24 protein-coding genes and 1 tRNA gene are annotated in these 25,933 nt (G+C 71.0%); 9 read left to right on the top strand and 16 right to left on the bottom strand.

All coding sequences use genetic code 11. From position 1 onward, the window contains the following. Positions 1 to 78: 78 nt before the first annotated feature. Positions 79 to 1,212: a zinc-binding dehydrogenase gene (locus LL946_RS11760; RefSeq protein ID WP_404380849.1), complete on the top strand. Its 1,134-nt coding sequence runs from the start codon at positions 79 to 81 to the stop codon at positions 1,210 to 1,212. Positions 1,213 to 1,219: 7 nt separating this feature from the next. On the opposite strand, the gene LL946_RS11755 is transcribed toward LL946_RS11760, so the two are convergent. Further along, complete coding sequence (locus tag LL946_RS11755) at positions 1,220 to 1,969, bottom strand: ZIP family metal transporter (RefSeq protein ID WP_404380847.1); 750 nt, start codon at positions 1,967 to 1,969, stop codon at positions 1,220 to 1,222. Positions 1,970 to 2,078: 109 nt separating this feature from the next. Next, positions 2,079 to 2,162 (bottom strand) — tRNA-Tyr (locus LL946_RS11750). Positions 2,163 to 2,251: 89 nt separating this feature from the next. On the opposite strand from LL946_RS11750, the gene LL946_RS11745 reads away from it, so the two are divergent. The 4 genes from LL946_RS11745 to LL946_RS11730 all read left to right on the top strand — a co-directional run bounded on the left by LL946_RS11745 (position 2,252) and on the right by LL946_RS11730 (position 5,889). Continuing rightward, positions 2,252 to 2,746 carry a YajQ family cyclic di-GMP-binding protein gene (locus LL946_RS11745; RefSeq protein ID WP_404380845.1) on the top strand — a complete coding sequence of 165 codons (495 nt, stop codon included), beginning with the start codon at positions 2,252 to 2,254 and terminating at the stop codon, positions 2,744 to 2,746. A 560-nt stretch (positions 2,747 to 3,306) separates the two neighbouring features. Then, the gene (locus LL946_RS11740) at positions 3,307 to 4,311 is read left to right on the top strand and encodes an IS30 family transposase (RefSeq protein WP_404380843.1); all 1,005 of its coding nucleotides are present in this window, start codon (positions 3,307 to 3,309) and stop codon (positions 4,309 to 4,311) included. A gap of 177 nt (positions 4,312 to 4,488) precedes the next feature. Continuing rightward, the gene (locus LL946_RS11735) at positions 4,489 to 5,382 is read left to right on the top strand and encodes an SGNH/GDSL hydrolase family protein (protein WP_404380841.1); all 894 of its coding nucleotides are present in this window, start codon (positions 4,489 to 4,491) and stop codon (positions 5,380 to 5,382) included. Between the two features lie 276 nt (positions 5,383 to 5,658). Next, positions 5,659 to 5,889 (top strand): hypothetical protein, encoded by a 231-nt coding sequence (locus LL946_RS11730; protein ID WP_404380839.1) that lies wholly within the window; start codon positions 5,659 to 5,661, stop codon positions 5,887 to 5,889. A 104-nt stretch (positions 5,890 to 5,993) separates the two neighbouring features. Here the strand turns inward: LL946_RS11730 and pepN are convergent, their stop codons facing one another. The 9 genes from pepN to LL946_RS11685 all read right to left on the bottom strand — a co-directional run bounded on the left by pepN (position 5,994) and on the right by LL946_RS11685 (position 16,951). Then, positions 5,994 to 8,456, bottom strand: a complete 2,463-nt coding sequence (pepN, locus tag LL946_RS11725) for an aminopeptidase N (protein WP_404380837.1) — start codon at positions 8,454 to 8,456, stop codon at positions 5,994 to 5,996. Positions 8,457 to 8,568: 112 nt separating this feature from the next. Further along, the gene (gene htpX / locus LL946_RS11720; protein WP_404380835.1) at positions 8,569 to 9,456 is read right to left on the bottom strand and encodes a zinc metalloprotease HtpX; all 888 of its coding nucleotides are present in this window, start codon (positions 9,454 to 9,456) and stop codon (positions 8,569 to 8,571) included. A 46-nt stretch (positions 9,457 to 9,502) separates the two neighbouring features. Then, the gene (locus LL946_RS11715) at positions 9,503 to 10,954 is read right to left on the bottom strand and encodes a proton-conducting transporter membrane subunit (RefSeq protein WP_404380833.1); all 1,452 of its coding nucleotides are present in this window, start codon (positions 10,952 to 10,954) and stop codon (positions 9,503 to 9,505) included. Then, on the bottom strand, positions 10,951 to 12,456 hold the full coding sequence (locus tag LL946_RS11710) for a NuoM family protein (RefSeq protein ID WP_404380831.1): 1,506 nt from the start codon (positions 12,454 to 12,456) through the stop codon (positions 10,951 to 10,953). The genes LL946_RS11715 and LL946_RS11710 overlap by 4 nt, the downstream gene beginning before the upstream one ends. Beyond that, entirely contained in the window at positions 12,447 to 14,486 is a 2,040-nt protein-coding gene (locus LL946_RS11705; RefSeq protein ID WP_404380829.1) for an NADH-quinone oxidoreductase subunit L, read from the bottom strand. Before LL946_RS11705 ends, LL946_RS11710 begins: the two co-directional genes overlap by 10 nt. After that, positions 14,483 to 14,872 (bottom strand): NADH-quinone oxidoreductase subunit NuoK, encoded by a 390-nt coding sequence (gene nuoK, locus LL946_RS11700; RefSeq protein WP_404380827.1) that lies wholly within the window; start codon positions 14,870 to 14,872, stop codon positions 14,483 to 14,485. Before nuoK ends, LL946_RS11705 begins: the two co-directional genes overlap by 4 nt. Continuing rightward, on the bottom strand, positions 14,869 to 15,441 hold the full coding sequence (locus tag LL946_RS11695) for an NADH-quinone oxidoreductase subunit J (protein WP_404380825.1): 573 nt from the start codon (positions 15,439 to 15,441) through the stop codon (positions 14,869 to 14,871). The genes nuoK and LL946_RS11695 overlap by 4 nt, the downstream gene beginning before the upstream one ends. Then, positions 15,438 to 15,956, bottom strand: coding sequence for a 4Fe-4S binding protein (locus LL946_RS11690; protein ID WP_404386875.1), 519 nt, complete (start codon positions 15,954 to 15,956; stop codon positions 15,438 to 15,440). The genes LL946_RS11695 and LL946_RS11690 overlap by 4 nt, the downstream gene beginning before the upstream one ends. A 38-nt stretch (positions 15,957 to 15,994) precedes the next feature. Continuing rightward, the gene (locus LL946_RS11685) at positions 15,995 to 16,951 is read right to left on the bottom strand and encodes an NADH-quinone oxidoreductase subunit H (RefSeq protein ID WP_404380823.1); all 957 of its coding nucleotides are present in this window, start codon (positions 16,949 to 16,951) and stop codon (positions 15,995 to 15,997) included. 210 nt (positions 16,952 to 17,161) lie between these two features. Here LL946_RS11685 and LL946_RS11680 point away from each other — a divergent pair, with 210 nt between their 5' ends. Further along, positions 17,162 to 17,647: a DUF6220 domain-containing protein gene (locus tag LL946_RS11680; protein WP_404380821.1), complete on the top strand. Its 486-nt coding sequence runs from the start codon at positions 17,162 to 17,164 to the stop codon at positions 17,645 to 17,647. Next, positions 17,634 to 19,199, top strand: a complete 1,566-nt coding sequence (locus tag LL946_RS11675) for a multicopper oxidase family protein (protein WP_404380820.1) — start codon at positions 17,634 to 17,636, stop codon at positions 19,197 to 19,199. Before LL946_RS11680 ends, LL946_RS11675 begins: the two co-directional genes overlap by 14 nt. A gap of 130 nt (positions 19,200 to 19,329) precedes the next feature. On the opposite strand, the gene LL946_RS11670 is transcribed toward LL946_RS11675, so the two are convergent. From LL946_RS11670 to LL946_RS11650, 5 genes are all read right to left on the bottom strand, one after another. Then, positions 19,330 to 19,878 (bottom strand): NADH-quinone oxidoreductase subunit C, encoded by a 549-nt coding sequence (locus LL946_RS11670; RefSeq protein ID WP_404380818.1) that lies wholly within the window; start codon positions 19,876 to 19,878, stop codon positions 19,330 to 19,332. Between the two features lie 162 nt (positions 19,879 to 20,040). After that, the gene (locus tag LL946_RS11665; protein WP_404380816.1) at positions 20,041 to 21,081 is read right to left on the bottom strand and encodes an SGNH/GDSL hydrolase family protein; all 1,041 of its coding nucleotides are present in this window, start codon (positions 21,079 to 21,081) and stop codon (positions 20,041 to 20,043) included. A gap of 201 nt (positions 21,082 to 21,282) precedes the next feature. Then, complete coding sequence (locus tag LL946_RS11660) at positions 21,283 to 21,690, bottom strand: DUF2568 domain-containing protein (RefSeq protein ID WP_404380814.1); 408 nt, start codon at positions 21,688 to 21,690, stop codon at positions 21,283 to 21,285. Continuing rightward, positions 21,687 to 22,280 (bottom strand): NADH-quinone oxidoreductase subunit B, encoded by a 594-nt coding sequence (locus tag LL946_RS11655; RefSeq protein WP_404386873.1) that lies wholly within the window; start codon positions 22,278 to 22,280, stop codon positions 21,687 to 21,689. Before LL946_RS11655 ends, LL946_RS11660 begins: the two co-directional genes overlap by 4 nt. 70 nt (positions 22,281 to 22,350) lie before the next feature. Continuing rightward, entirely contained in the window at positions 22,351 to 22,710 is a 360-nt protein-coding gene (locus LL946_RS11650; protein ID WP_404380812.1) for an NADH-quinone oxidoreductase subunit A, read from the bottom strand. 212 nt (positions 22,711 to 22,922) lie between these two features. Between LL946_RS11650 and LL946_RS11645 the strand changes: the two genes are divergently transcribed. Together LL946_RS11645 and LL946_RS11640 are read left to right on the top strand one after the other, a co-directional pair. Then, positions 22,923 to 24,791: a 2-oxoacid:acceptor oxidoreductase subunit alpha gene (locus tag LL946_RS11645; RefSeq protein WP_404380810.1), complete on the top strand. Its 1,869-nt coding sequence runs from the start codon at positions 22,923 to 22,925 to the stop codon at positions 24,789 to 24,791. A gap of 83 nt (positions 24,792 to 24,874) precedes the next feature. After that, the gene (locus LL946_RS11640; RefSeq protein WP_404386871.1) at positions 24,875 to 25,933 is read left to right on the top strand and encodes a 2-oxoacid:ferredoxin oxidoreductase subunit beta; all 1,059 of its coding nucleotides are present in this window, start codon (positions 24,875 to 24,877) and stop codon (positions 25,931 to 25,933) included.

The raw sequence follows: 25,933 nt of genomic DNA, 5'->3' as shown, positions 1-25,933 counted from the left end.
TGCCCAGCGGGGGCCCATCTGCCAGAGTCATCGAGGACGAACGGGCGCGTCGGCCCGCCCGCCGGACGGAAGGCAGCGATGACGATCACCACGAGGGCGGCCGTGCTGCGCGCCTCCACCGACGACCAGCCGTTCGCGCAGTCGGCTCCGCTCACCGTCGAGGACGTGACGCTCCAGCCACCCGGGCCCGGCGAGGTGCTCCTCCGGATCGTCGCCGCGGGGCTGTGCCACTCCGACCTGTCCGTCGTCAACGGCGACCGGCCGCGCCCTCTGCCCATGGTCCTGGGCCACGAGGCCGCGGGCGTCGTCGAGGAGGTCGGCGCCGGCGTCACCGACGTCGCCGTCGGCGACCGCGTCGTCTGCTCCTACGTGCCCTCCTGCGGGGTGTGCGCCGACTGCGCCGGCGGTCATCCCGTGCGCTGCGCCAGCGCCCAGGCAGCCAACCGCGAGGCACGCCTGGTCAGGGGCCGCCGGCCGTTCCGCGACGCGTCGGGCGCCGAGCTGCACCACCACCTCGGCGTCTCCGCCTTCTCCGAGCTCACCGTCGTCTCGCCCCGCTCCCTCGTGCCCGTGCCCGACGAGGTGCCGCTCGACGTCGCCGCGGTCTTCGGGTGCGCCGTCCTCACCGGTGCAGGCGCCGTGCTCAACACCGCGACCGTGCGCCCCGGCGAGGGGGTCGTGGTCGTCGGGCTGGGCGGCGTCGGCATCTCGGCGGTCATGGCCGCGGCGCTCGCCGGCGCCCACCCCGTCATCGCCGTCGACACCGTGGAGTCCAAGCTCGCCTCTGCGGCAGCCGTCGGTGCCACCCACACGGTCCTCGCGGGTGACGACGCCGTGGAGCACGTCCGAGGCCTCACCGGCGGCGGCGTCAGCGTCGCCATCGAGGCCGCGGGGCACCCGGCTGCGCTCGCGACGGCATACGCGATGACCCGGGTGGGCGGACGCGTCGTCGTCGCCGGGCTCCCCCACCCGCGCCACCAGATCTCGGTCCCGATCGCCTCGCTCGTCGGCGAGGAGAAGTCGATCCTCGGCTCCTACATGGGCTCGTCGGTCCCGCGCCGCGACCTGCCGCGTCTCTTCGACCTGTATGCCGCCGGGCTCCTGCCCGCCGATGCTCTCGTCACGTCGCGCTCGGTGCCGCTCGACGACGTCAACGTCGCGCTCGACCGGCTGCACTCGGGGGCCGAGGTCCGCCAGATCCTCGCGCCCTGAGAGCGCCCTACGCGTGACTGATGACGAAGGCCGAGAGGAAGCCCACGGTGGCGGCCAGGCCGGCATACAGGTGGGTCTTCTCGAAGGCTTCCGGGATCATCGTGTCGGCGACCATGGCGAGGATCGCGCCAGCCGCGAGCGCGGTGATGGCGGCGACCGTCGTCGGCGAGGCGCCCTCGAGGAACACGACTCCGAGGAGTCCGGCGAGCCCGCTCGCGGTGGCAATCGCGCCCCACACCCCGAAGACGTAGCGGGGCGTACGCCCTGAGGCCTTCATCCCCGCGGCGCTGGAGAGACCTTCGGGCAGGTTGGACAGGAAGATCGCCGCGAAGACCGCGACGCCCACGCCGCCACCCTTGAGCAGGGTCAGGCCGAGCACGATCGACTCGGGGATGCCGTCGAGGAGGGCTCCGATCGCGATGGCGGCGCCGCTGCCCGGCGTGTCCTCCTCCGACCCCTGGATCTCGTGCGAGCGCTTGCGGTGGCGGGCACCACGCCGTGCCAGCGCGACGTTCGCTGCGACGTAGACGACGGCGCCGGTGAGGAAGCCGGCCGCGGTCGGGACGAGCCCTCCGGTTCGCTCAGCCTCGTCGACGAGGTCGAAGGAGAGCGCCGAGATGAGGACGCCGGCGCCGAACGCCATGACCGTGGCGACGACCCGCTGCGGCACGCGGATCCACCAGGCGATCGCCGCGCCGAGCACGAGAGCCCCGCCCGCGAGCAGGCCCCACAGACCCGCCTGTGCCCACACCGGCATGCGCACCGTCCCTTCGTCAGGACATGCCTACCGGATGACGGACGCGCGAAGCGTGAGGGGCATGACGAAGGCCCCTGACCGGCATACCGGTCAGGGGCCTTCCAAGCACTGGTGGCGGGTGAAGGATTCGAACCTTCGTAGCTTTCGCGATGGATTTACAGTCCACTCCCATTGGCCGCTCGGGCAACCCGCCGTGCGCGTGGAAGGATAGCAAGCCAACCGCGCAACAACGAAACCGTGCCCCGGGAGCCATCCCGCGAGGCACCCGAACGAGGAGGCTCCGTGGCCGACAGCTCCATGGACATCGTCAGCAACTACGACAAGCAGGAGATCGCCAACGCGGTCAACGCGGCGGCCAAGGAGGTCGCGAACCGCTACGACTTCAAGAACGTCGGTGCCAAGGTCGAGCTGTCCGGCGAGTCCATCTCGATGCAGGCCAACTCCGAGGAGCGCTGCCTCGCCGTGCTCGACGTCGTCCAGACGTGGCTGGTCAAGCGCAAGGTGTCGCTCAAGCACCTCGACGTGCCCGAGGCCGGCCCCCGGCTGTCCGGCAAGGAGTACAAGCTCGACGTCCCGCTCAAGCAGGGCATCTCCACCGAGAACGCCAAGAAGATCAACAAGCTCATCCGCGACGAGGGACCCAAGGGTGTGAAGTCGCAGATCCAGGGCGACGAGCTGCGGGTCTCGAGCAAGTCGCGCGACGACCTCCAGGCCGTGCAGCGCATGCTCAGCGGCGCCGACCTCGACGTGGCGCTGCAGTACACGAACTACCGCTGACCCGAGCGCCGCGCGCACAGCTTCTCCTCCCCATGCGGAGGGCACTGTGAGGGTCCGGAGGGAACATGGCGGGTTCACGCGGTCCTCGCAACACCTTGACCTGAGGAGTTGCGAGGACCGTGTCTGTTTCGGACGAGGTGGGTCAGCTGCTGCGGCTGATCGAGGCGGGTGCTTCGGTGCATGAAGCAGCTGCAGGGATGGGGCTGCGGTTGGGTCAGGCGTATCGGCTGCTGGTCAGGGCAGGTCACGCGCGTGGCCATCCTGCTCCGCGGGTCTCTGCGTCGCAGGCGCGGATGGTGGAGTCAGTTTTCGCGGTGTCGGGCAGCATCAGCCGGGCAGCGAGGGACAGCGGGGTCAGTCACCCGACAGCCCGCAGGATTCTGGTTGGGGCAGGCGCTGTGCCGGCACAGACCCAGCCGGTGGACCGGTCCGCGGACAGGAAGCAGTTCGAGGTGTTGACCAGGCAGGGCTGTTCCACGGCTCGTGCGGCCCGTCAGGTCGGGGTCAGTGAGCGCACCGGCCGGCGGTGGCGTCGCGCCGGTTCACGGTATGGCTGTCCCATGAGCACCGACGCCGCGATCAGCGACCGCTACCTCTGCCTGCAGGACCGTCTGGTGATCGCCGACGCGCTGGTGACTCGGCAGTCGTTGCGTGCCATCGCAGCCCGGATCGGCAAGAACGTCTCCACGGTCTCCCGGGAGGTGCGAGCCCGCAGCATCGACGGGATCTATCTGCCGTACCAGGCCGAGCGTGCCGCCAAGACCGCGCGGGCCCGACCGAAACCGTCCAAGCTGCTCACCCACCACGCGCTGCGTGCCGAGGTCGAGCACGGGCTGCAGCGCAGGTTGTCTCCGGAGCAGATCTCGCACAGGCTCATCAGCGACTATCCCGATGACGAGAGCATGCGTGTGAGCCACGAGACGATCTACCAAGCGCTGTACTTCCAGGCCCGTGGCGGCCTCAAGAGGGAGGTGCAGGCGGCGCTGCGAACCGGTCGGACACGACGCAAACCCCACCGTCGACCCGACCAGCGCACCCACCGGTTCATCGACCCGATGGTGATGATCAGCGACCGACCCGCAGAGATCGACGACCGCGCCGTGCCCGGCCACTGGGAGGGCGACCTGATCATGGGCTCCGGCAACGCCTCGGCGATCGGCACCCTCGTCGAGCGGAGCACCCGCTACACGATGCTGCTGCACCTGCCCCACGGCCACGACGCAGAACACGTGCGCGACGCACTCGTGGCCACCATCTCCACCCTGCCTCAGCACCTGCGCGGGTCACTGACCTGGGACCAGGGCAAGGAGATGGCCCGCCACGCCCAGTTCACCACCGCCACCGACATGGCCGTCTACTTCTGCGACCCCGCCAGCCCCTGGCAACGCGGATCGAACGAGAACACCAACGGACTGCTGCGCCAGTACTTCCCCAAAGGCACCGACCTCAGCGTGCACGGCCCCGAAGACCTCGAACACGTCGCCCAAGAGCTCAACGGCCGACCACGCAAAACGCTCGGCTGGGACACCCCAGCCGAGCGCCTGCGTGATCTACTCACCACCTAAAACCAAGCGGTGTTGCGAGCACCCCTTGAATCCGCCCATTTCCGTCCGGACCCTCACGGTTTCCTCCGGAGGTGGGTATGCCGTGTGCGCGCGTGACGTGGGCGACTCCCCCGCCCGAGATCGGCGCGATCTGTGGTTACGTTGAGGTAACCACGCCGCCGAACAACGGAGTTCACGATGCGCCGTCCCACCCGCCACACCTTCGGACTGGCCGCCCTCGCCAGCGCCGCCACGCTCACCTTGGGGCTCGCGGCCCCAGCACTGGGTGCTCCCCTCACCGACTCGAGCGGTGGTCAGCGGGTTCCCGGCGGCCCCTATGTCGCCCTCGGCGACAGCTTCTCCGCCGGCGCGGGCGTGCTGCCGCTGAGCGACGCCAACCCGCAGTGCAGCCAGGCCGCGGTGAACTACCCGCACCTCCTCGCGCAGCGCACCGGTCGCACGCTGACCGACGTGACGTGCAGCGGCGCGGACACGAGCGACTTCTCCGAGTCCCAGCACCCCGGCGTCCCGCCGCAGCTCGACGCGGTGACGGCCGAGGCGCGCTTCGTCACCATCGGCATCGGCGGCAACGACTCGAGCGTCTTCACGAGCATCATCGAGCAGTGCGCCACCGCCGGTCTCTCGACGGCGGGCCAGGGCAGCCCGTGCAAGGACACCTACGGCTCGAGCTACGCCGACACGATCCAGACCAAGACCTATCCCGCTGTGCGACAGGCGATTGCGGCAGCCAAGGCCCGAGCCCCCAAGGCGAAGATCGTCGTGCCCGGCTACCCGCAGATCCTGCCGCCGACGCGTGGCTGCTACGCGACGATGCCGATCGCCGAGGGTGACGTGCCCTACGTCAACGGCATCGAGCAGATCCTCAACGGGGTGCTCGCGCAGGCCGCCGCCGACAACGGCGCGACCTTCGTCGACATGTGGGCACCGTCGGCCGGGCGTGACGCCTGCCAGCTGCCGTGGGTGCGCTGGGTCGAGCCGCTCGCCGGGTCGCTCAACTACGTGCCGGTCCACCCCAACGCCGCCGGCGAGCGCGCCTACGCCGACCAGATCATGGCCCGCGTCAGCCTCTGACCCCTTGCGTCGTGTGCCTGAGCGCCAGCTATGGCTGGCGCTCAGGCACACGACCCCCAACTGATTGCCCCAGGACCACCGCTCGACGCCTTGAACGGCCCGATCCCGGTGGTCCCGGGGCAAGAAGTCGGTGACGGCTCGACGCGGCGATGAGGGCATGAGGTCGGCGCGCGCCGGAGGCAGGGTCATCAGGGCCATTGGCGCCGCGTTCGGCGGGGCGTACCTTGCGAGACGGCAGGGGCCTGGACCGCCCAGGGCCCCACGCCCGAGGAAGCCATGAAGAAGCTCACGATGCTGCTGTCCGCCGCTGCGCTCTCCACCGTCGCGCTCTGCGCCGCCGCGCCGGCGTCGGCGTCACCCCAGCCCAACCCGTCGGCACCGGCCCACACGTGGAACGCCTGCCTGAACGTGCTCACGCACAACCCGCAGGCCACCGAGAACTCCCACAGCGCCCCGCAGGCCCAGCAGAACTTCGCCGAGGTCGGCGCCGCCATGTGCGGGCTCTGACCCACCAACTGATTGCCCCAGGACCACCGCTCGGGCTGATATCGACCCGATCCCGGTGGTCCTGGGGCAAGAAGTCGGGCTCAGCCAGCCACGCCCAGCGGGAATCAGGTCCAGCGGGACCGGGAGAGCAGAGCCTCCTCCAGCTTGGACAGTTCGTCACCCATCGACCGCCGCACTCCCGACGTGACGTCCGGGCGCTTCATCGCCTCGCGCACCAGGTCAACCGTCGCCGGCTCGACGATGCGTGACGGGAAGGCGAGCGTGGTCACCCGGTCCAGCGCGTCGACCCCGACCCACTCGGCAAGGTGAGGGAGGTCGTTGACGTAGCGCGCGGCATACGGACGCAGGTCCTCGACCGTGCCGCTCGACCAGAAGCCGGTGGCGAGGGCGTTGAGCTCGTAGTTGGAGTGCTCGCGGTTCGTAGTGAGCTCGGACCAGGCCCACTCCTTCTCCTGTCTGCCGGGTCGCGCCGCTCGCGCGGTGAGCCCGGCCAGGCGCCCGGACAGGGTCGTGTCGAGGGCCTCGACGCGGGCGATGCGGTCCTCGTCGGCGAGACCGAGGCGGGCCAGCGTCTGGAGCACGACCCAGCGGAAGTCCGAGTCGCCCTCGAGCCCTTCGGGCAGCGACTGGCCGGCGACCCACGCGTCGAGCCGGTCCTCGTCCGTGGTCGTCGAGGCGAGGACGCGCGCCGCGACCAGCGCACGGTCCGAGCCCGGCTCCGCACCCCGGAACGCCATGAGCGCGGCCCCGGCGACCCGGTCCTTCGCCTCGTCGGCCGCTTCCTCGGTGAGGAACTGCGGGAGGATCCGGTCGGTGAACGCGCTCGCCACGCGCGTCATCAACGCGTCGTGCGGCTCGTGCGGCCACGCCGCCGTGAAGACGTCGAGCGCCACCCGCGGGTCCACGGTCGCGCGGAAGACGCCGGTGAGGACACCACCCCAGAGCACCGAGCGGGCGGTCGAGTCCGTGAGCAGCGGCAGCTCGTGCGGCAGGGCAGCCAGTGACTGGGCGTCGAGGTCGACCTGCGCCCAGGTGAGGTCGCCCGCGTTGGGGACGAGCACCGGGGCGTCGCGCCGGACACCCTCGACGTGGACCCGGTCGGTGTCCAGCGTGAGCGTCGTGCGGAAGACCTCTTCGCCCTCACCGAAGCCCGCCACGTCGAGGGCGTGCGGGCGATCGGCGGGGTGGGCCGTCGGGGTCGTGCGCGTCAGCTCTCCGTCGCGGTCGAGTGCGAGGACGTCGACCCCTGCGGTCTCGAGCCACGCGGCGCTCCACGTGTCCAGCGGCGACCCGTGGACCTCCTCCATCGCCGCGAGGAACTCGGACAGCTCACCGTTGCCGTGCTCGTGCGAACGCAGGTATGCCGTGACGCCGGCGTTGAACGTGTCCTCACCGATGTGCGCGACGAGCTGGCGCAGCACCGCCGCGCCCTTGGCGTAGGAGATGCCGTCGAAGTTCGCGAGCGCGCTGCGTGCGTCGGGAGCCGGAGCGCCGGCGACGGGGTGCGTGCTCGGCGCCCGCTCGGCGGCGTAGCCCCACTGCTTGCGGGATATCCCGAACTCGACCCAGCTGTCGGTGAACTCGGTGGCCGCCGCCGTGGCGGCGAAGCACATGTACTCGGCGAAGGACTCGTTGAGCCACAGGTCGTCCCACCAGCGCATCGTCACGAGGTCGCCGAACCACATGTGCGCCATCTCGTGGGCGATCGTCGTGCTGCGCTGCAGGATCTGCTCGCGGGTCGCCGCCCCCCGGTAGAGCATCGGGTCGCGGAACGTCACGCAGCCCGGGTTCTCCATGGCCCCGGCGTTGAACTCGGGCACGAAGACCTGGTCGTAGTCGCCGAACGGGTACCGCACGTCGAAGGTGCGGTGGTAGTGGTCGAACGACTGCTTCGTCACCTCGAACATCTGCGGCGCGTGCGTCTCGAGCTCGTGCTGCAGGCTGCGCCGGGCATGGATGCCGAGCGGGATGCCGTCGTGCTCGTCGCGCACGGAGACCCAGGGGCCGGCGCACACGGTGACGAAGTAGGTCGCCAAGGGCAGCGTCTCGCTCAGCTCCCACCGGCCGGGAGAAGTCTGCGTCGCACGCCCGTTGCCGAGGACGACCCACTCCTGCGGCGCGTGCACGGTCACGGCATACGGCGCCTTGAGGTCGGGCTGGTCGAAGCACGCGAAGACGGTCGGGGCGGCGTCGAGGAAGAGGTGCCCGTAGACGTAGTCCTCACCGTCGGCCGGGTCGGTGCTGCGGTGCAGACCCTGGCCGTCGCGCGAGAAGGCCATGGTCGCGGTGACCTCGACGACGTTGTCCGCCGCGAGGTCGGTGAGCGGCAGGCGCCCGTCGACGACCGTGCCGGGATCGATCCGTATGCCGTTGAGCTCGATCAGCTCGCAGCTCACCGCCCGCAGGTCGAGGAACGTCGACTGGCCGGGATCGCTGCAGGAGAACGTGATCCGGGCGTTCGACCCGAAGTGCTCCCTGCCGCGGTCGAGGTCGAGGTCGACCTCCATGCGGTCGACGGAGATGAGCTGCGCCCGCTGCCGGGCCTCGTCGCGAGTCAGTGATGGCACGCCGAGATGGTGTCACACCGCACTCGCGCGGCCGGTCATCAACGCGACTACTGCACCGCAGGTGCTGTGTTCGCAGCACCTACGGTGCAGCAGCCCGCGGGCTCGGCCCGCGTCAGCGCGGGTGGTAGCCCGTCGCCATGCCCTGGAGCCGCGCGATCCGGTCGGCCATCGGCGGGTGGGTCGCCATGAGCCGCGAGATGTCCTGGGCGCGGAACGGGTTGGCGATCATCATGTGGCTCGCGTTGATGAGGTTCTTGGTCGGCGCCAGCGGCGCCCGCGCGACGCCCGCCTCGAGCTTGGCGAGCGCGGAGGCCAGGGCCAGCGGGTCGCCCGTGAGGTTCGCCCCGTCCTCGTCGGCGTCGTACTCCCGCGTGCGCGAGATGGCGAGCTGGATGAACATCGCCGCGATCGGGGCGATGAACGCCATCGCGAGGCCGGCGACCGCACCGCCCGGGTTGTCGTTGTCACGGTTGCCGCCGAACATCGCGCTGAACGAGAGCATCTGCCCGACGGTGCTGATGACACCGGCGATCGCCGCGGCGACCGAGCCGGTGAGGATGTCCCGGTTGTAGACGTGCATGAGCTCGTGCCCGAGGACCCCTCGCAGCTCGCGCTCGTCGAGCAGCTGGAGGATGCCCTGGGTGCAGCACACCGCGGCGTTCTGCGGGTTGCGACCGGTCGCGAACGCGTTGGGCGCCTCGGTCGGCGAGATGTAGAGGCGCGGCATCGGCTGCCCGGCCTTGGTCGAGAGCTCGCGAACGATGCGGTACATCCCCGGCGCCTCGGTCTCGCTCACCGGGAACGCGTGCATCGCCTTGATGGCGAGCTTGTCGCTGTTCCAGTACGAGTAGAACGTCACCGCCACACCGATGAGGGCGAAGACGAGGATGAAGACGCTGCTGTTGAAGTAGATCGCCGCTGCCCAGCCGAGGGCGAGCAGCAGACCGAAGATGAGCCCGAAGAGACCTGCGGTCTTCAGCCCGTTGAAATGGTTGTGCATGTCTCCTCCAACGCTCGACCTGTGCGTGATCGTTCCGTGTCGGCCCTCATGTGACCAGCCCGACGAGCAGCTGCGGCAGCACGCTCGTGACGACGAGGACGGCCGCTCCGGCGACGGCTACGCCGAGGCTCGCCCGACGCGACCGCGGGCGTGGCGGGGCACCGGCCTCGGGCTCGCCGAAGAGCACCGCGAACCACCTTACGTAGACGGCGATCCCCAGCACCGCGGCGACGACCGCCACGACGGCGACCGGCCAGAGCCCGGCCTCCACCGCGGGCCGCAGCGCCACGACCTTGGCGACGAGGCCGATCACTCCCGGGGGCAGCCCGGCGAGGACGAGCAGCGCGAGGGCCAGCGTCCCGCCCGCGAGCGGGTCCCGTCGCAAGAGGCCTGTGTATGCCGTGAGCTCCCGACCGTCCTCGGCTCGCCACCCGTGGACGGCGCGGACCGCAGCGAACGCGACGAGGCTGGCCACGGCATACACGAGGGCGTAGGCCGCGGCAGCCTGACGGCCGGCGACGGTGAGGGACGTGAGGGGCAGGAGGATCCAGCCCGCCTGCGCGACGGTCGACCACGCGAGCAGGCGGACGACCTCGACCTGGCGCAGCGCCATGACGGTGCCGACGAGCATCGAGGCGACCGTGAGGGTGACGAGGGCGGCGACGACGACGTGGGGGCCGGGACTGATGCCCACGACCGCGTCGTAGGGCGCGAGCACGACGACGAGCGCGCCGACGGCGGCGAGCTTCGAGGCCGACGCGAGCAGGGCCGACACCGGCAGGGGGCCCGAGGTCAGGGTCGTTGGCGTCCACGCGTGGAACGGCACGGCCGACAGCTTGAAGGCGAGCCCGGCGAGGAGCACGACGGTGGCGAGGCCGGCGAGCGTGCGCTGCTCGGGCACCGCCCACGCGGTCGCCAGCGACTGCCCGGTGAGGGTCGGGTCGCCGGTCGCCGTGACCCACAGCGCGGTGCCGAGGACGAGCAGCCCGAACGACACGAGCGAGGTGGTGAGCAGGGTCAGGGCACCGTGGGCGGCGGCCCGGCGCTCACGCCACGCGACGAGGGCGATGACGGGCAGCGTCGCGAGCTCCAGGGCGATGAGCCAGGTGCCGAGATCGCGAGCGGCGACGACGGCGGCCGCTCCGCTCGCCGACGCGAGGAGCATGACGACCTCGATGACACCCACCTTGCGTACCGACAGCAGCGCGAGGACGGCGAGCGTCGCGAGGAGGGCGGCGGCCTGGAGGGTGCTCGGCAGCGGGCCGCCGTCCCAGAGGCAGCGCCCGTCTGGTGCGGGAGTGCAGAGGGTGAGGCGTGGCTCGGAGGCCACGAGACCGGGCAGTGCCGTCGCCGCTCCCCCACCGAGCCCGAGTGCGCCGATGACTGGTGCGGCCAGCCGGGCGCGTTGCGCGACCGCGTCGACGACCAGGACGAGCACCATCGCGGCGACGGGCACCAGTGCCGGCAGGAGCAGCGCCCACTGCATGTCGAGGGTCATCGGCCGCTCCCCACGAGGGCGGTGACGGCGTCGGCCGTCACCGAGAAGACGAGGAACGGTGCGACGCCGATGGCGACGACGGCGACGCCGAGCACGGCCAGGACGGCCAGCTCGACCGACCGCGCGTCGGGTGTCTGCCGTCTCGCGTCGTCGACCGCCTCGGCGGCGACGGCCTCACCGACCCAGACGACCCGGGCCACGCGCAGCGAGTAGGCCGCGGCGAGCGCGGCACCGACCGCGGCGATGACGGCGCAGGTGCGCAGGATCCCGGTGTGCTGGGCCGGGTTCCACGCAGCGAGGAGGGAGACGAGCTCGCCCCAGAACCCGGCGAGGCCGGGGAGGCCCAGGCCTGCGGCCAAGCCAAGGATGAGCGCGAAGCCCAGGCGCGGCGACACCTCCCGCAGTGCGGGTCGGACCACGGCGAGGTCGACCGAGCCCCAGCGATGCTTGAGGCCGCCGACGATGACGAAGAGCATCGCCGAGATGACGCCGTGGGCGATGTTACCGATGAGCGCCGCCTGGACGCCGGTCTCCGTGCCGGAGGCGAGGGCGAGGACGACGAAGCCCATGTGGGCCACCGACGAGAAGGCGATGAGCCGCTTGAGGTCGCGCTCGACGAGGCAGATGAGGCCACCCCAGAGGATGCCCACGACGCCGGTGATGGCCAGCACGGGTGCGATGCGGGCGAACCCCTCGGGCACGTTGGCGAGCGGGAGCCGGACGAGGCCGTAGGTGCCGAGCTTGAGCAGCACGGCGGCGAGCAGGACGGAACCGGCGGTGGGCGCGGTCGTGTGGGCGGCGGGCAGCCACGTGTGCAACGGGAAGACCGGGACCTTGACGGCGAGGCCGAGGGTGAGCAGCGCTGCGATGAGGGTCTGCTCGCCCAGGCCCAGCCCGGCGGCGGCCGCAGGCAGCTCGCCGAGGTCCGCGGTGCCTGCGCGCGCCACGAGCAGCAGGATGCCGACGAGCATGAGCGTCGAGCCGACCGCCGTGTAGAGGATGAACCGCGCCGAGGCATCGGCACGGGCCGCGGCGCTGTGCCGGTCGCCGTAGCGGCTGATGAGCACCCACATCGGCACGAGGACGACCTCGAACGCGAGGAAGAACAGCACCGCGTCGCGTGCGGCGAAGGCGGCGAACGCACCGGCCACGACGAGGAGCAGCGCGCCGAGGTAGGTCGCGGCGCTGCCACTGCCGGGAGCGTCGGCCCACGGCTCCTCGACCCACGCATGGGCGACGACGAGCACGCCGATGACGGCGGTGAGCACGACCAGCGGCGCGCTCACCCCGTCGACCTCGAAGTGCCAGCGCACACCGAGGTCGGGGATCCACGCCCGGTCGACGACGGGCCGCATCACGGTCGCGACGAGGGCCGCGAGCCCGCCCCCACCGGCGGCGACGAAGGCGACCAGGCGGGCCGACGACGCCGGAAGCGCGCGCCCACCGGTGACGAGCCACAGGCCGACGGCACCGGGCATGAGGAGCATGAGGATCAGCGCCATGCGAGCACCGCCGTCCCGGCCGCGACCAAGAGCCCGAGCGCGACGAGCGCCACGCCACCGGACGCGGCCTCGCGCCGGTGCCCGCGCTCGGTGAGCCAGCCGGCGATGCCGGCCGACGCCGCCGCCCCGCGCACGTAGCCGTCGACGACCTCGCGGTCGAGGAAGGCGACGACCGAGGCCAGTCCCAGCACAGGCCGCACCACAACCGCGCGGTATGCCGTGTCGAACCCGAGTCCCGCGTCGGCGAGGTCGCGCTGGCGGGGCGTGCGGACGAAGGCGTCACGCGGGTCGCCGTGGTCACGGGCCAGCCAGACGATGCCGCCACCGACGAGGATGAGCAGGAGCGTGAGGAGCACCCACCACACCGACGCCCCGTGGACGTCGAACAGCCCGGTGAGCAGGACGAGCCCACCGACCACGGTGAGGACGGTGAGGACCGCGAGCGCCAGGAGAACGGGAGGAGACGGCATACGGAGGTGGTCCTCGTCCGGGTGCTCCTGCGCGTCCTCCTCCGCACTTTCTGACCAATTGGTCGATTGTTGTCCGGCGGCGACGTCGGCTCCGCCGACATTTTGTGACCAATTGGTCGAATGTGGTCCGACGGCGGCGTCGGCTCCGTCGACATTTCCTGACCTATTGGTCGATTGTTGTCCGGGGTCGGTGACGACGAGGTGGGCGCGGGTCGCGTAGGCCGCGGTGAGGACGACGGTGACGAGCAGGGCGGCAAGGACGATGACGCCGGGTCCGCCCGCGCTCACCGCGCCCTCGTACGCCGTCGCGATGACGTGCTCCTTGGAGAGCCCGCCGACGACGAACGGCGCGCCCGCGAGGGCGAGAAGTCCGAAGAGCCAGGCCACGCGCGCGAGCTGGTGGACAGCGGCGCTGCCCCGCAGGGCGACGGCCAGAGTCGAGCCGGCGACGACCGAGAGCCAGCCGATGGTGAGGAAGAGCAGCGACTTGAAGATCGCGTGCGACCAGAGGTGGAACAGCCCCGGGTCGGGTCCGATCTCGTCTGTGGCCGTCGCCAGCGCCGACAGCATGATCGCGACCTGGCTCACGGTCGACCACGCGAGGAGCCGCTTGAGGTCCGACTGCCCGAGGGCGAGGACCGCCGCCCCGACCATCGTCACGGCGGTCGCCAGGCCGAGGAGCCACCGCGCACCGTCGGCGAGGACGAGCACCTCGAACAGCTGGGCGAGGACGACGGTGCCGGCGGCGACCATCGTCGCGGCGTGGATGAGCGCGGACGCGGGGGTGGGGCCCTCCATCGCGTCCGGCAGCCAGTCCTGGAACGGGAACTGCGCCGACTTGCCGAGGACGCCGATGACGAGGAGTGAGAGGGCGAGGCTGCGCACCCACGGCTCGGGACCGGCGATGCAGAGGGGCTGGGTGGCCGTCTCGACACACTCGCTGGGTGCGGTCCAGTAGAGGAGAACGCTCTCGAGGTCGGTCGAGCCCACGCCCGCGACGAGGATGACGACGCCGAGCACGAAGCCGATGTCGGCCACGCGCGTCACGAGGAAGGCCTTGTATGCCGCGCGGCGTGCGGACTCCTTGCGCGACCAGTGGCCGATGAGCAGGTAGGAGCACCAGCCCATGACCTCCCAGCCGACGAGGGTGAGCACGAGGTCGCGGGCCTGGACGACGAGCATCATCGCGGCGGTGAACAGGGAGACCGTCGCGGCGAACTGGGCGAGCCGGTCGTCGTCGGCGAGGTACCAGCGGGTGAAGACCAGCACGGCGGCGGCCACGAGCGCGACGACGCCCGCGACGGCCGCGGTGGAAGGGCCCCAGGCGAGCCGGAGCGGCATCTCGATGTCGCCGACCTGAAACGGTTCGCGCAGGAAGAGACGACCCTCCATGGGAGTCTGGGCCACGGCCAGCCCGACCACCGAGACGAACACGGACATGATCGCGGCGCCTGTGGCGACGAGTGCGGCGAGCGCCGGCGTGCGTCGCAGCGGCAGGGTGGCCAAGGCCGCGAGGACGGGGATCCCGACGAGGAGGTAGGAGACCCACTGCGCGCTCACGCCCCCTCACCCCGCCCGCTGCGCGACTGATTGCCCGTTCGGCCGGTTCCGAGGGACGAGGAACTGGCCGAACGGGCAATCAGTCGCTCGTCCAGGGGTTCGTCGAGGTCGATCGACCCGCGCAGGCGGAACGCCGTGAGGATGACCGCGAGCGCGACGACGACCTCGGCCGCAGCGATGGTGATGACGAAGAGCGGCAGGATGCTCGACGTCTCCCAGCGCGACGGCGAGGTCGCACCGGACGCCACGAGCAGGACGAGCGAGCCCGAGAGGATGAGCTCAACGCCGATGAGCAGCAGGACGGCGTTGCGGCGGACGAGGACGCCCATGACCCCGAGCCCGACGAGCAGCGCGGCGACGATGTAGGGGCCGGCGAGATGGATCACGCGGCCTCCTTGCTCCGGTCGTGCGCGGCGCTCGAGCCGGCGCCAGCGCCCGCACCGACCCCAGCACCCCCACCAGACCCTGCGCCGCGCGAGACGGCAAGGGCGGCGACGAGCGCCGCGAGCAGCAGCACCGACAGGGCCTCGAAGGGCCACACCCACGTGCCAAAGAGCTCGGTCGCGACGGCCTGGTTGGCGATCTCGCGCCGCTCCACAGCGTCACCGGCGAGCGGCAGCAGCGCCGTGAGGAGCAGCCCCGTCGTCGCCGCTCCCGCCAGTCCCGCCAGCACGCGGCGCCACCACGGCACGGCGTGGGCGAGGTCGGGTCCGATCGGTGCGCGGGTGAGCATGAGCGCGAAGAGCACGAGCACGACGATCGCTCCGACGTAGACGAGCACGAGCACGAGGGCCACGAGCTCGTGCCCGAGCACGAGCAGGCACCCGGCGACCCCGAGCAGGGCGACGACGAGCCACAGCGCGGCGTGGACCACCTGCTGCGTCGTCACGGCGAGCAGCCCGCCCACGACGGCGAGCAGTCCGCACGCCGCGAACGCGAGGTCGAGAGAGGTCATGTCTCGCGGCCCCGCGGCATACGGGCAGGCTTGTTCGCGGCGGCGACCTCGGCCGGCTCGGCGGCGTGCTCGTCGAGCGCGGGCGGCGGCGGGACCGTCTCCATCCACCCGCCGAGGCGGTCCTTGTCGTGGAGCAGGTCGCGGATGTCGGTCTCGGCGTACTCGAACTGCGGGCTCCAGAACAGCGCGTCGAACGGGCAGACCTCGATGCAGATGCCGCAGTACATGCACAGCGAGAAGTCGATCGAGAAGTTGTCGAGGACGTTGCGCTGCCGGTCGCGACCGCCCTCGGTCGTCGCCGGGATCGTCTCCTTGTGCGAGTCGATGTAGATGCACCAGTCCGGGCACTCGCGGGCGCACAGCATGCAGCTCGTGCAGTTCTCCGCGAGCAGCGCGATCACGCCTCGGCTGCGCGGCGGGAGGTCGGGGGCGACGTCTGGGTACTCGTGCGTGTGGGTCCTGCGCGTCGCCGTCTTCGCGGTCGTCGCCAAGCCCTTGAGTATGCCGGGCAGCATGCCCTTGCTCGAGGGTCCGCTCCGCTTGGTCTCGTCGTTCACTGCCACACCACCACGCCAATTCCGGTCAGGGCCAGCTGGATCAGGGCCAGAGGAAGGAGGACCAGCCAGGCGAGCCGCTGCAGCTGGTCCTCGCGCATGCGCGGCCACGCCACCCGGAACCAGATGACGAGGACCGCGACGCCGAAGCCCTTGGCCAGGGTCCAGGCCCAGCCGAGCTGCTCGTCGAACGGTCCGCGCCAGCCGCCGAGGAAGAGCACGGCGAACAGGAGCGAGAAGACGACGATCCCGGCGTACTCGGCGAGCAGGAAGAAGGCGAACCGCAGCCCGGTGTACTCGGTCCACGGACCCATGACGAGCTCGGCGTCCGCGATGGGCATGTCGAACGGCGGCCGCTGCAGCTCGGCGAGCGCCGCCACGAGGAAGACGAGCATCGCGGGCAGCTGCCAGAGCAGCCACCACGGGTTCCAGGCCTCGACGATCCCGGTGAGGCTCAGGGTGCCCGCGGCGAGGCAGGCCGACGCGACGGCGAGGACGAGCGGGAGCTCGTAGGACACGAGCTGGGCCGCGGACCGGAGCGCGCCGAGCAGGGCGTACTTGTTGGCGCTCGCCCACCCGGCCATGAGCGTGCCGAGGGCACCGACACTGGTCGCGGCGAGGATGAGGACGGCGCTGGCGGGGACGTCCACACCGGCGACGCCGGACTGCAGCGGCAGGGCGGCCATGGCGAGCAGGTAGGGCACGAGCGCCACGAAGGGAGCGATCCGGAAGATCGTCCGGTCGGCCGCGCTGGGGGTGATGTCCTCCTTCTGGACGAACTTCACCCCGTCGGCGACGAGCTGGGCCCACCCGTGGAACCCACCGGCATACATCGGTCCAAGGCGTCCCTGCATGTGTGCCATGAGCTTGTGCTCGGCCTGGCCGACGAGGAGGGGGAACACGAGGAAGGCGGCCAGCACGGCCACCGACCTCACCACGACCTCGAGCACGCTCATCGTGGGCAGCCTAGTTGTCAGGGGCACGACATGGTGGGTGCCGTTCGGCAGCGGCATTTCGCCAAACGCCAGACAGTGGAAACCCGCGGCGGGACCATGTATCAGAGGCCCAGCCGGAACCTCCTCACCAGTGCAGGGGCACGCCCCTGACGTTCCGCGGCGCGGTCGGTGGCACTGCTCTCGGCCGGGCCCTGTCAGAAAGGCTCAACCATGCGGACTGTCTACCGTGTGCTCGCCGGCCTGATCGCCGTCGAGGTCATGCTCCAGGCATCGTTCATCGTCTACGGCGATGCCGGGATGGGCAAGTACGTCGAGGATGGCGGCGTCATCGACAAGGCGGGGATGGAAGCGGCGTTCGAGGGCGGCGATGCTCCCTTCTCCGAGTTCATCGCGTTCATGCTCCACGGCATGAACGGGATGATGGTCATCCCGCTCCTCGCGCTCCTCCTCCTCGTCTCGTCGTTCTTCGCCAAGGTCCCGGGCGGCTCGAAGTGGGGCGGCATCGTCCTGGGGCTCGTCGTCCTCCAGGTGACCCTGGGGCTCCTCGGGCACAGCTTCCCGATCATCGGAGCCCTGCACGGGATCAACGCCCTGGTCCTCTTCTCGTCGGCGGCCTGGACGTTCTACCGCTCCCGCCGCCTCGTCGGCGACGCCACTGGGGCTTCGGACGTCCCGAGGGAACGTGTCATCGCCTGACCAGACCACGGTCCGCGGCAAGAGCCGGCTGGCACTCCTGCTGGCCCTTGTCGCGACCCTCGCCATCACCCTTCCCCTGGGCTGGATGTGGAACGCCAGCCGCATGCCCGAGACGTTCTCGGTCATGGACATGGGGGTCCACGAGGCCGGACTCGACGGTGTCGCCGGGGTCGTCGGTGGCGCCGGAGCCGGTGGCCACGGCCCGACCCACGGGCTGCCGGGCACCTCGACCACGAAGGTCTCGGTGGACGACCTCGTCGAGCAGGAGGGTGGCACGCCGGACGTCAGCCTCCGGCTCGTGGCCGCCTCCGGGCGCATCACCATCGCGCCCGGCGTCACCGTGCAGGGCATCACGCTCAACGGGACCTCACCCGGGCCGACGATCCGCGCGACCGAGGGCGACATCGTCGAGGTGACGCTCGTCAACGAGTCCGTGCCCGGCGGGACGACGCTGCACTGGCACGGCCTCGACGTACCGAACGCCGAGGACGGGGTCGCCGGAGTCACGCAGGACGCCGTGCACTCGGGGCAGTCGCGCACCTACCGCTTCGTCGCGCGCCAGGTCGGCACGTACTGGTACCACTCGCACCAGGTCTCCCACGAGCAGGTCCGCAAGGGGCTCCTCGGCGCCCTCGTCATCACGCCGAAGGCCTCGAGCACACCCGCCGCCACACCCGTCACCGCCACCGCCTCCGCCGCCGATGTCGTGGCCCTGTCCCACACCTACGGCGGCAAGCGCACCATCAACGGGAAGGTGGGCGAGCAGCACGTCGACGCCGCCGCCGGCGATCGCGTGCGGGTCAGGGTCATCAACACCGATGCCGGCGTCGCGCCGCTCTGGGTGAGCGGGGCGGCATACGTCGTCGCCGCGATCGACGGCACGGACGTCAACGCACCCGCAGAGGTCGAGGGCAAGGCCCTCGTCGTGCCGGCAGGGGGGCGGGCGGACGTCGTCGTCGAGGTGCCGACGTCGGGCGCCGTCCGCGTCGAGCTCAGCGGCGCCTCGCTGGTCGTGGGGCCTCCCGGCTCGACCACGCCGTGGACGTCTCGTCCCAAGGACGACGTCGACCTCCTCACCTACGGCACCCCCACGTCACTCGCCTTCGACCCCGACCAGCCCGACCGACGGTTCACGTACTCGATCGGGCGCCGTCCGGGCTTCGTCAAGGGCCGTCCCGGCGTGCACTGGTCGATCAACGGCAAGCTCTACCCGAACATCCCGATGTACGTCGTGTCCGAGGGCGACGTCGTGCGCATGGAGATCACGAACCGCAGCAACGAGACCCACCCGATGCACCTGCACGGACACCACCTGCTCGTCCTCGCCCGTGACGGGAAGCCCGCGACCGGCAGCCCGTGGTGGACCGACTCGCTCGAGGTGCCGGTCGGGTCCAGCTTTGACGTCGCTTTCGTCGCCGACAACCCGGGAATCTGGATGGACCACTGCCACAACCTCCCCCACGCGCGGGAGGGGCTCATCGCCCACCTCATGTACGACGGCGTCACGACGCCCTACCGGATCGGCGGGTCCACTCCCAACGAGCCCGAGTGACCCGTCTCGAGCATCGGCGCCGCAGCCCCCGCCGCATGGGTGCTGTCGGGGTCGATGACCTATAGGTGTTCGTACACACCAATAGGTCATTGACGTCGAACGCACACCGAGGAGGTCGGGGGTGACCCGGTCAGCGGGGGCCCCAGGTCGCGTCGGGGACGCCGGGCGCCTGGACGCGACGCCGCGAGGGCGACTTCGCGGAGTCGTGGCCTTCACCGGGCTCCTTGCCGCCGGGCCACTGCTTGGACGCCCGCGCGGCCAGGACGAACGACTTGCGCAGCGGGGTGCCCTCGAAGCCGTCGGGGAGGAGCAGGGGCCGCAGCCCGGAGCCGGACCCGTCGTCGAAGCCGTCGAACTCGAGCCCGAACATCTCGTGCGTCTCACGCTCGTGCCAGGCCGCGCCGGCATACACGTCGGTGACGGAGGCGAGCGACGCACCTTCCGGAACCCGCGTCGTGATCCGTATGCCGTGCAGTCCCGCGAGCTCGACGCCCACCACCGGGTCGCGGCGCTGGAGGCTCAGTGCGCGCAGGACGACGTCGTAGCCGGGGACGACTGCGTCGTAGGTGCGGTCCACGGCGCTGAGCCAGTCGAAGAAGGTGAACCCGGTCGCCCGCGCCGCCGAGATCGCCTCGTGCCACTCGGCCACGGCGACGACGTGCAGCTCATCGGTGCTCACCCTCGCAGCCTAGCCACGGCACGACAGCTGCTCGACGGATGCGCCACTGATTGCCCTTTCCATCCGCCCCCGGACGACTGACTGCCCTTTCCAGCAGCGCCGGAAAAGGCAATCAGTCGGGAGCCGCCGGGGAGGCTCGTCAGGAGGTCACCGATCCGCTGGTCAGCGGGTCGGTGTCTGGCGGGCGGACCAGACGCGGTCGGCCTCGTCGATGCTCGCCCGCGAGGCGAGGTCGACACCGGCTCGCGCCGCAGCCGCCTTGACCGCCGCGGTCGTGAGGTCCGGAGCGCGGAACTCCTTGGGCTCGATCGAGGCGTCCTGGGCGGCATACGTCCGCTGCTGGGCAGCGAGCCGGTCGGCGCTGGCGGCAGCGCGCTTGCTGGTCGTCGCGCTGAGCGTGAACGCGCTGCCGGTGAGCGGGGTGCTCACCGTCGGGGCGTAGCCGCTCGAGTGGCCGGGCTTGTTGGGGTGGTAGCTCTCGCTGACCGGGTCCGAGAGCCCGTTGATCCACTCGACGTCGTCGCACACGGCGTGACCGATGAAGCGAGAGGTCGGGTTCGCGAAGCTGAAGCCCTTGGCGCTCGCAGCCGACGAGGTCTTGCTGTTGAGCAGGTCCGCCATCGCGTTGAGGCGGGTCTCCTCGGCCGGTGAGAACCAGGTGAAGGCGTTGCAGTCCTCGCCCATGAAGATCCGCGGGTAGCCGACGACGACGACCTTGGCGTTGGGCGCCTTGGAGCGGATCGAGGTGTAGAGCGTGGACAGCTTGCCCGGGAGGACGTTGTTGACGAAGCTCTGCGCGGCGTCGATCGCACCGTTGCAGTTGCTGGCCCAACCGGGCATCGCACACTCCGTGAGCACGTCGGCGAAGCCGGCGTCGTTGCCGCCGACCGAGATGGTGACGTGGGTCGTCGACGACGTGAGCGCGCTGAGCTGGGTGTTGGTGACGTCGGGGATCGTCGCGCCGGAGCAGGCCCGGAAGTTGAGGGCCAGGCCCTTGGAGGCGGCGAGGAGAGACGGGTAGGCGAAGGTCGAGCGCTGGCACGAGGTGCCGTCGGCGATGTAGCTGCGGGTTCCGGTCCCGGAGGAGTACGAGTCGCCGAGGGCGACGTAGGAACTGGCGGCCTGTGCGGGTGCTGCACTGATCACGAGGCTGGTCGCGGCGGCTCCCGCGGCGATCAGGCCCAACGCTCGAACTGTCGTCATTGACATCTCCCATGGGTGGCAGGACTGGTGGTCGCAACCTAGGGGTGCCGGAGCCTCGTGAGTGACCTGTGTCACACGAATTTGCCAAGTTCTTACCTACGGGTAGGCCCGCCTCGGCAGCAAGCAGGCTCGAGCGATGCAGACATGGGTGAGCCGACCACCCCTGGGTGGTCGGCTCGCCACCTTCTGACTCGCTGGCGGTCAGCGCCGGCGTCGGGAGCGCGAGCGGCGCGAGTCCGCCGCGTCGCGCCGAGGACGCGGCGGGGCGGTCGGCACGGCCTCGTCGAGGGCCAGCTGGGCGGCGACAAGGACGAGGCCGGCGCCGAGCAGGACGAGGCCGAAGCGCTGGTGGCCCAGCCCGAGCAGGCCGGCGCCCACGACGCCGACTGCTCCCCCGGCGGCGAGCGCCCGCGGCAGCTTCGGCAGCCGTCGCCGCGCCCGGGGAGCGACGAAGACGCCCCAGAGCGAGGCGACGAGCACGACCGCGAGGACGCCGACGAGGCTGCCGACGACGCCACCCCCGGTGAGACCGGCGGCGAGCATGAAGACGCCCACCATGAAGGCGAACTCGATGGCGAAAGCGAGCACCCCGAGGACGACGAGGGTCACCGAGGGCGCTCGACTCTTTCGCGCGTCACCTCGGCGGCGGAGGCGGTCCGGTGGGCGGTGTAGCGCGGGCCGGTCGCGCTCGCACCACCGAGCCGGTCGGCGATGGCGCGTCCGGAGAGGCGCTCACCGGCGATCTGCTCCTGGAGCCGGATGATCCCGTGGAGCAGGGCTTCGGGCCGCGGCGGGCAGCCGGGGACGTAGACGTCGACGGGGATGAGCTGGTCGACGCCCTTCGTCACGGAGTACGAGTCCCAGTACGGGCCGCCCGAGTTCGAGCAGGCGCCGAACGAGATGACGTACTTGGGCTCGGGCATCTGGTCGTAGAGGCGCCGGATCGCGGGAGCCATCTTGTCGGTCACCGTGCCCGAGACGATCATGAGGTCGGCCTGCCGCGGGCCGGGGGCGAACGGGATGACCCCGAGGCGGATGAAGTCGTGCCGGCCCATCGACGCGGCGATGAACTCGATGGCGCAGCAGGCCAGCCCGAAGTTGAAGACCCACAACGAGTAGCGACGGCCCCAGTTGAGAACCACCCGGATCGGCTTGGGCGCGTGCTCACCGACGGGGCCGACGCGGGGCATCGGCAGCATCACGGGCTGGTCGGCGGTCACGAGGTCACGTCCACATCGGTCACGTCCACGCCTGTCACGTCCACGTGGCTCACGTCCACCGCAGGAGGCCACGACGGGCGGCGTGCACCAGCCCGATGACGATGATGCCGATGAAGATGGCGATCTCGACGAGCGACGCGACGCCCAGGTCGGCGTCGCGCAGGACGTAGGCCCACGGGAAGAGGTAGACGGCGTCGACGGCGAAGACGACGTAGAGGAACGCGTAGGCGAGGTAGCGGACCTGGCTCTGCGCCCAGCCCTGGCCGACCGGGTCGACGCCCGACTCGTAGGTCGTGAGCTTGGCGGCGGTGGCCGCCCGGGGGGCGAGCAGGAAGCGGGCGCCCATCGCCGCGATGACGAGCAGCATGCCGGTCGCCAGGACGGCGGCAGCAGCGATGTATCCCGTCATGCCACGAGACTAGCGGCGCGCCCCCCGCGGCGGACACACCCACCGCGCCGTGAGGAGAGCGACATCTGGTGCTCCCCGACGGCCGGCCGGGTCCGCGTCCGGTTTCTGTGTGGACACCTCCATAGCCTTGCCTTACCTCGGTCGTACGATGGAGGCACCACGTCGGGACACGACGCACGCGTCCCGACCGACGTCTCTCGAGTCAGGTGTTCATGTCCAGCAAGACCGTCCAGAAGCTCGATCGCGTCGTCATCCGTTTCGCCGGGGACTCCGGCGACGGGATGCAGCTCACCGGGGACAGGTTCACCTCCGAGACCGCGGCCATGGGCAACGACCTGTCGACGCTGCCCAACTTCCCCGCGGAGATCCGCGCGCCCCAAGGCACGCTGCCGGGTGTCTCGAGCTTCCAGCTGCACTTCGCCGACCACGACGTCCTCACGCCGGGCGACGCCCCGGACGTCCTCGTCGCCATGAACCCGGCCGCCCTCAAGGCCAACATCGCCGACGTGCCGCGGGGCGCCACGATCATCGTCAACACCGACGAGTTCTCGAAGCGCAACCTCGCCAAGGTCGGCTACGCCGAGAGCCCCGTCGACGACGGCAGCCTCGAGTCGTTCCACGTCCACGCCGTCCCGCTCACGAGCATCACGGTCGAGGCGCTCACCGCCTTCGACGGCCTGACCCGCAAGGAGAAGGAGCGCGCCAAGAACATGTTCGCGCTCGGCCTCCTGTCGTGGATGTACACCCGGCCCACGACCGGCACCGAGGCCTTCCTCACCAAGAAGTTCGGCGCGCACCCCGAGATCCTCGAGGCCAACCTCACCGCCCTCAAGGCCGGCTGGAACTACGGCGAGACGACCGAGGACTTCGCGTCGAGCTACGAGATCGCGCCCGCGGTCATGCCGCCCGGCACCTACCGCAACATCACCGGCAACACCGCGCTCGCGCACGGCCTCGTCGCCGCCGCCCACCAGGCCAGGCTGCCGCTCGTGCTCGGGTCCTACCCGATCACCCCGGCCTCGGACATCCTGCACGCGCTCTCCGCACTCAAGCGGCACGACGTCACCACGATCCAGGCCGAGGACGAGATCGCCGGCATCGGCATCGCCCTCGGCGCGAGCTTCGGTGGCGCCATCGGCGTGACGACGACCTCCGGCCCGGGTGTGGCGCTCAAGTCCGAGACGATCGGCCTCGCCGTGTCCCTCGAGCTGCCCCTCATCATCGTCGACGTCCAGCGCGGCGGCCCGTCCACCGGCCTGCCGACCAAGACCGAGCAGGCCGACCTCCTCCAGGCGATGTTCGGCCGCAACGGCGAGTCCCCGGTGCCGATCATCGCGCCGTCGACCCCGGCCGACTGCTTCGACGCCGCCTTCGAGGCGGTCCGGATCGCGACGGCATACCGGACGCCTGTCTTCCTGCTCAGTGACGGCTACCTCGCCAACGGCTCCGAGCCATGGGCCGTCCCCGAGGTGAGCGAGCTGCCCGACCTGCAGGTCGAGTTCGCGAGCGAGCCCAACGGCGTCGACGACAAGGGTGACCCGGTCTTCCACCCGTTCCTTCGTGACGAGGAGACCCTCGCCCGGCCCTGGGCCGTCCCCGGCACGCCCGGCCTCGAGCACCGCATCGGCGGCATCGAGAAGGCCGACGTCACCGGCAACATCTCCTACGACCCCGACAACCACGACAAGATGACGCGCCTGCGTGCCGCCAAGATCGCGGGCATCGCCGGCATCCCGGACGTGGTCGTCGAGGACCCGGCCGGCGACGCGCGGCTGCTCGTGCTCGGCTGGGGATCCACCCAGGGCCCGATCGCCGCTGCTGTCAGGGCTGTTCGCAACGCCGGCCACGCCGTCGCCAGCGCGCACCTGCGCCACCTCAACCCGTTCCCCGCCAACCTCGGCGAGGTGCTGCGGTCCTACGACCGCGTCGTCGTCCCCGAGATGAACCTCGGCCAGCTCTCGATGCTGCTGCGCGCCGAGTTCCTCGTCGACGTCCGCCCGCACACGTCGGTCCGCGGCCTGCCGTTCTCCACGGTCGACCTCGCCGACGTCGTCCTCACCCACCTGGAGGAGGTCTCGTGACCACCACCGACCACCAGCCCACCCAGCACGACGTCGTCGCCCACGGTGCGACGGGCAACGGTGCCGCCGCGCGCCCGAGCGGGCTGGCCGGCATACCCCTGCTGGCTCCGGACGCCCCGAAGCAGACCAAGCGGGAGTTCACCTCCGACCAGGAGGTGCGCTGGTGCCCCGGGTGTGGCGACTACGCGATCCTCGCGGCGGTGCAGTCGTTCCTGCCCGAGCTCGGGCTCAAGCGCGAGAACATCACGTTCGTGTCGGGCATCGGCTGCTCGAGCCGCTTCCCGTACTACCTCGACACCTACGGCATGCACTCGATCCACGGCCGCGCGCCGGCGATCGCGACCGGTCTCGCGACGTCGCGGCCCGACCAGTCCGTGTGGGTCGTGACCGGTGACGGTGACGCGCTGTCGATCGGTGGCAACCACCTCATCCACGCGCTGCGCCGCAACGTCAACATGACGATCCTGCTGTTCAACAACGAGATCTACGGCCTGACCAAGGGCCAGTACTCCCCGACGTCCAAGGTCGGTCAGGTCACGAAGTCCTCGCCCCTCGGGTCGGTCGACCAGCCGTTCAACCCGGTGTCGCTGGCCCTCGGCGCGGAGGCGACGTTCGTCGCGCGCACCATGGACACCGACCGCAAGCACCTCACCTCGATCCTGCGCGCGGCCGCCGAGCACCGGGGCACCTCGCTCGTCGAGATCTACCAGAACTGCCCGATCTTCAACGACGGCGCGTTCGACCTCATCAAGGACCGCACCCAGCAGGAGGCGCGCATCGTGCACCTCCTCGACGGCGAGCCCGTGGGCGTCGGTCCCGAGGACGACCGCAAGGTCCTCGTCCGTATGCCGGGTGGTCGCCTCGAGTTCGTCGCCGCGGCTGCCGTCGAGGCCGAGGACCTCGAGGTCGTCGTGCACGACGCGGCCGCCGAGGACCCGAGCCAGGCCTTCGCGCTGTCGCGGCTCGACTCCCCGGAGATGACGCACGTGCCGATGGGCATCTTCCGGTCGGTCTCGCGCCCGACCTACGACGACGGGGTGCGCGCCCAGGTCAAGGCTGCCGTCGACATCGGCGGCGGACCGGCGACCGACGACGACCTCGGCGCCCTCCTGCGCGGGCGTGACACCTGGACTGTCGGATGA

It is taken from the genome of Knoellia locipacati, assembly GCF_044791685.1.
Classification (GTDB): Bacteria; Actinomycetota; Actinomycetes; order Actinomycetales; family Dermatophilaceae; genus Knoellia; species Knoellia locipacati_A.
Note: the sequence above shows the minus strand (reverse complement) of the source record. Positions and strands in the feature narration are given on the sequence as shown.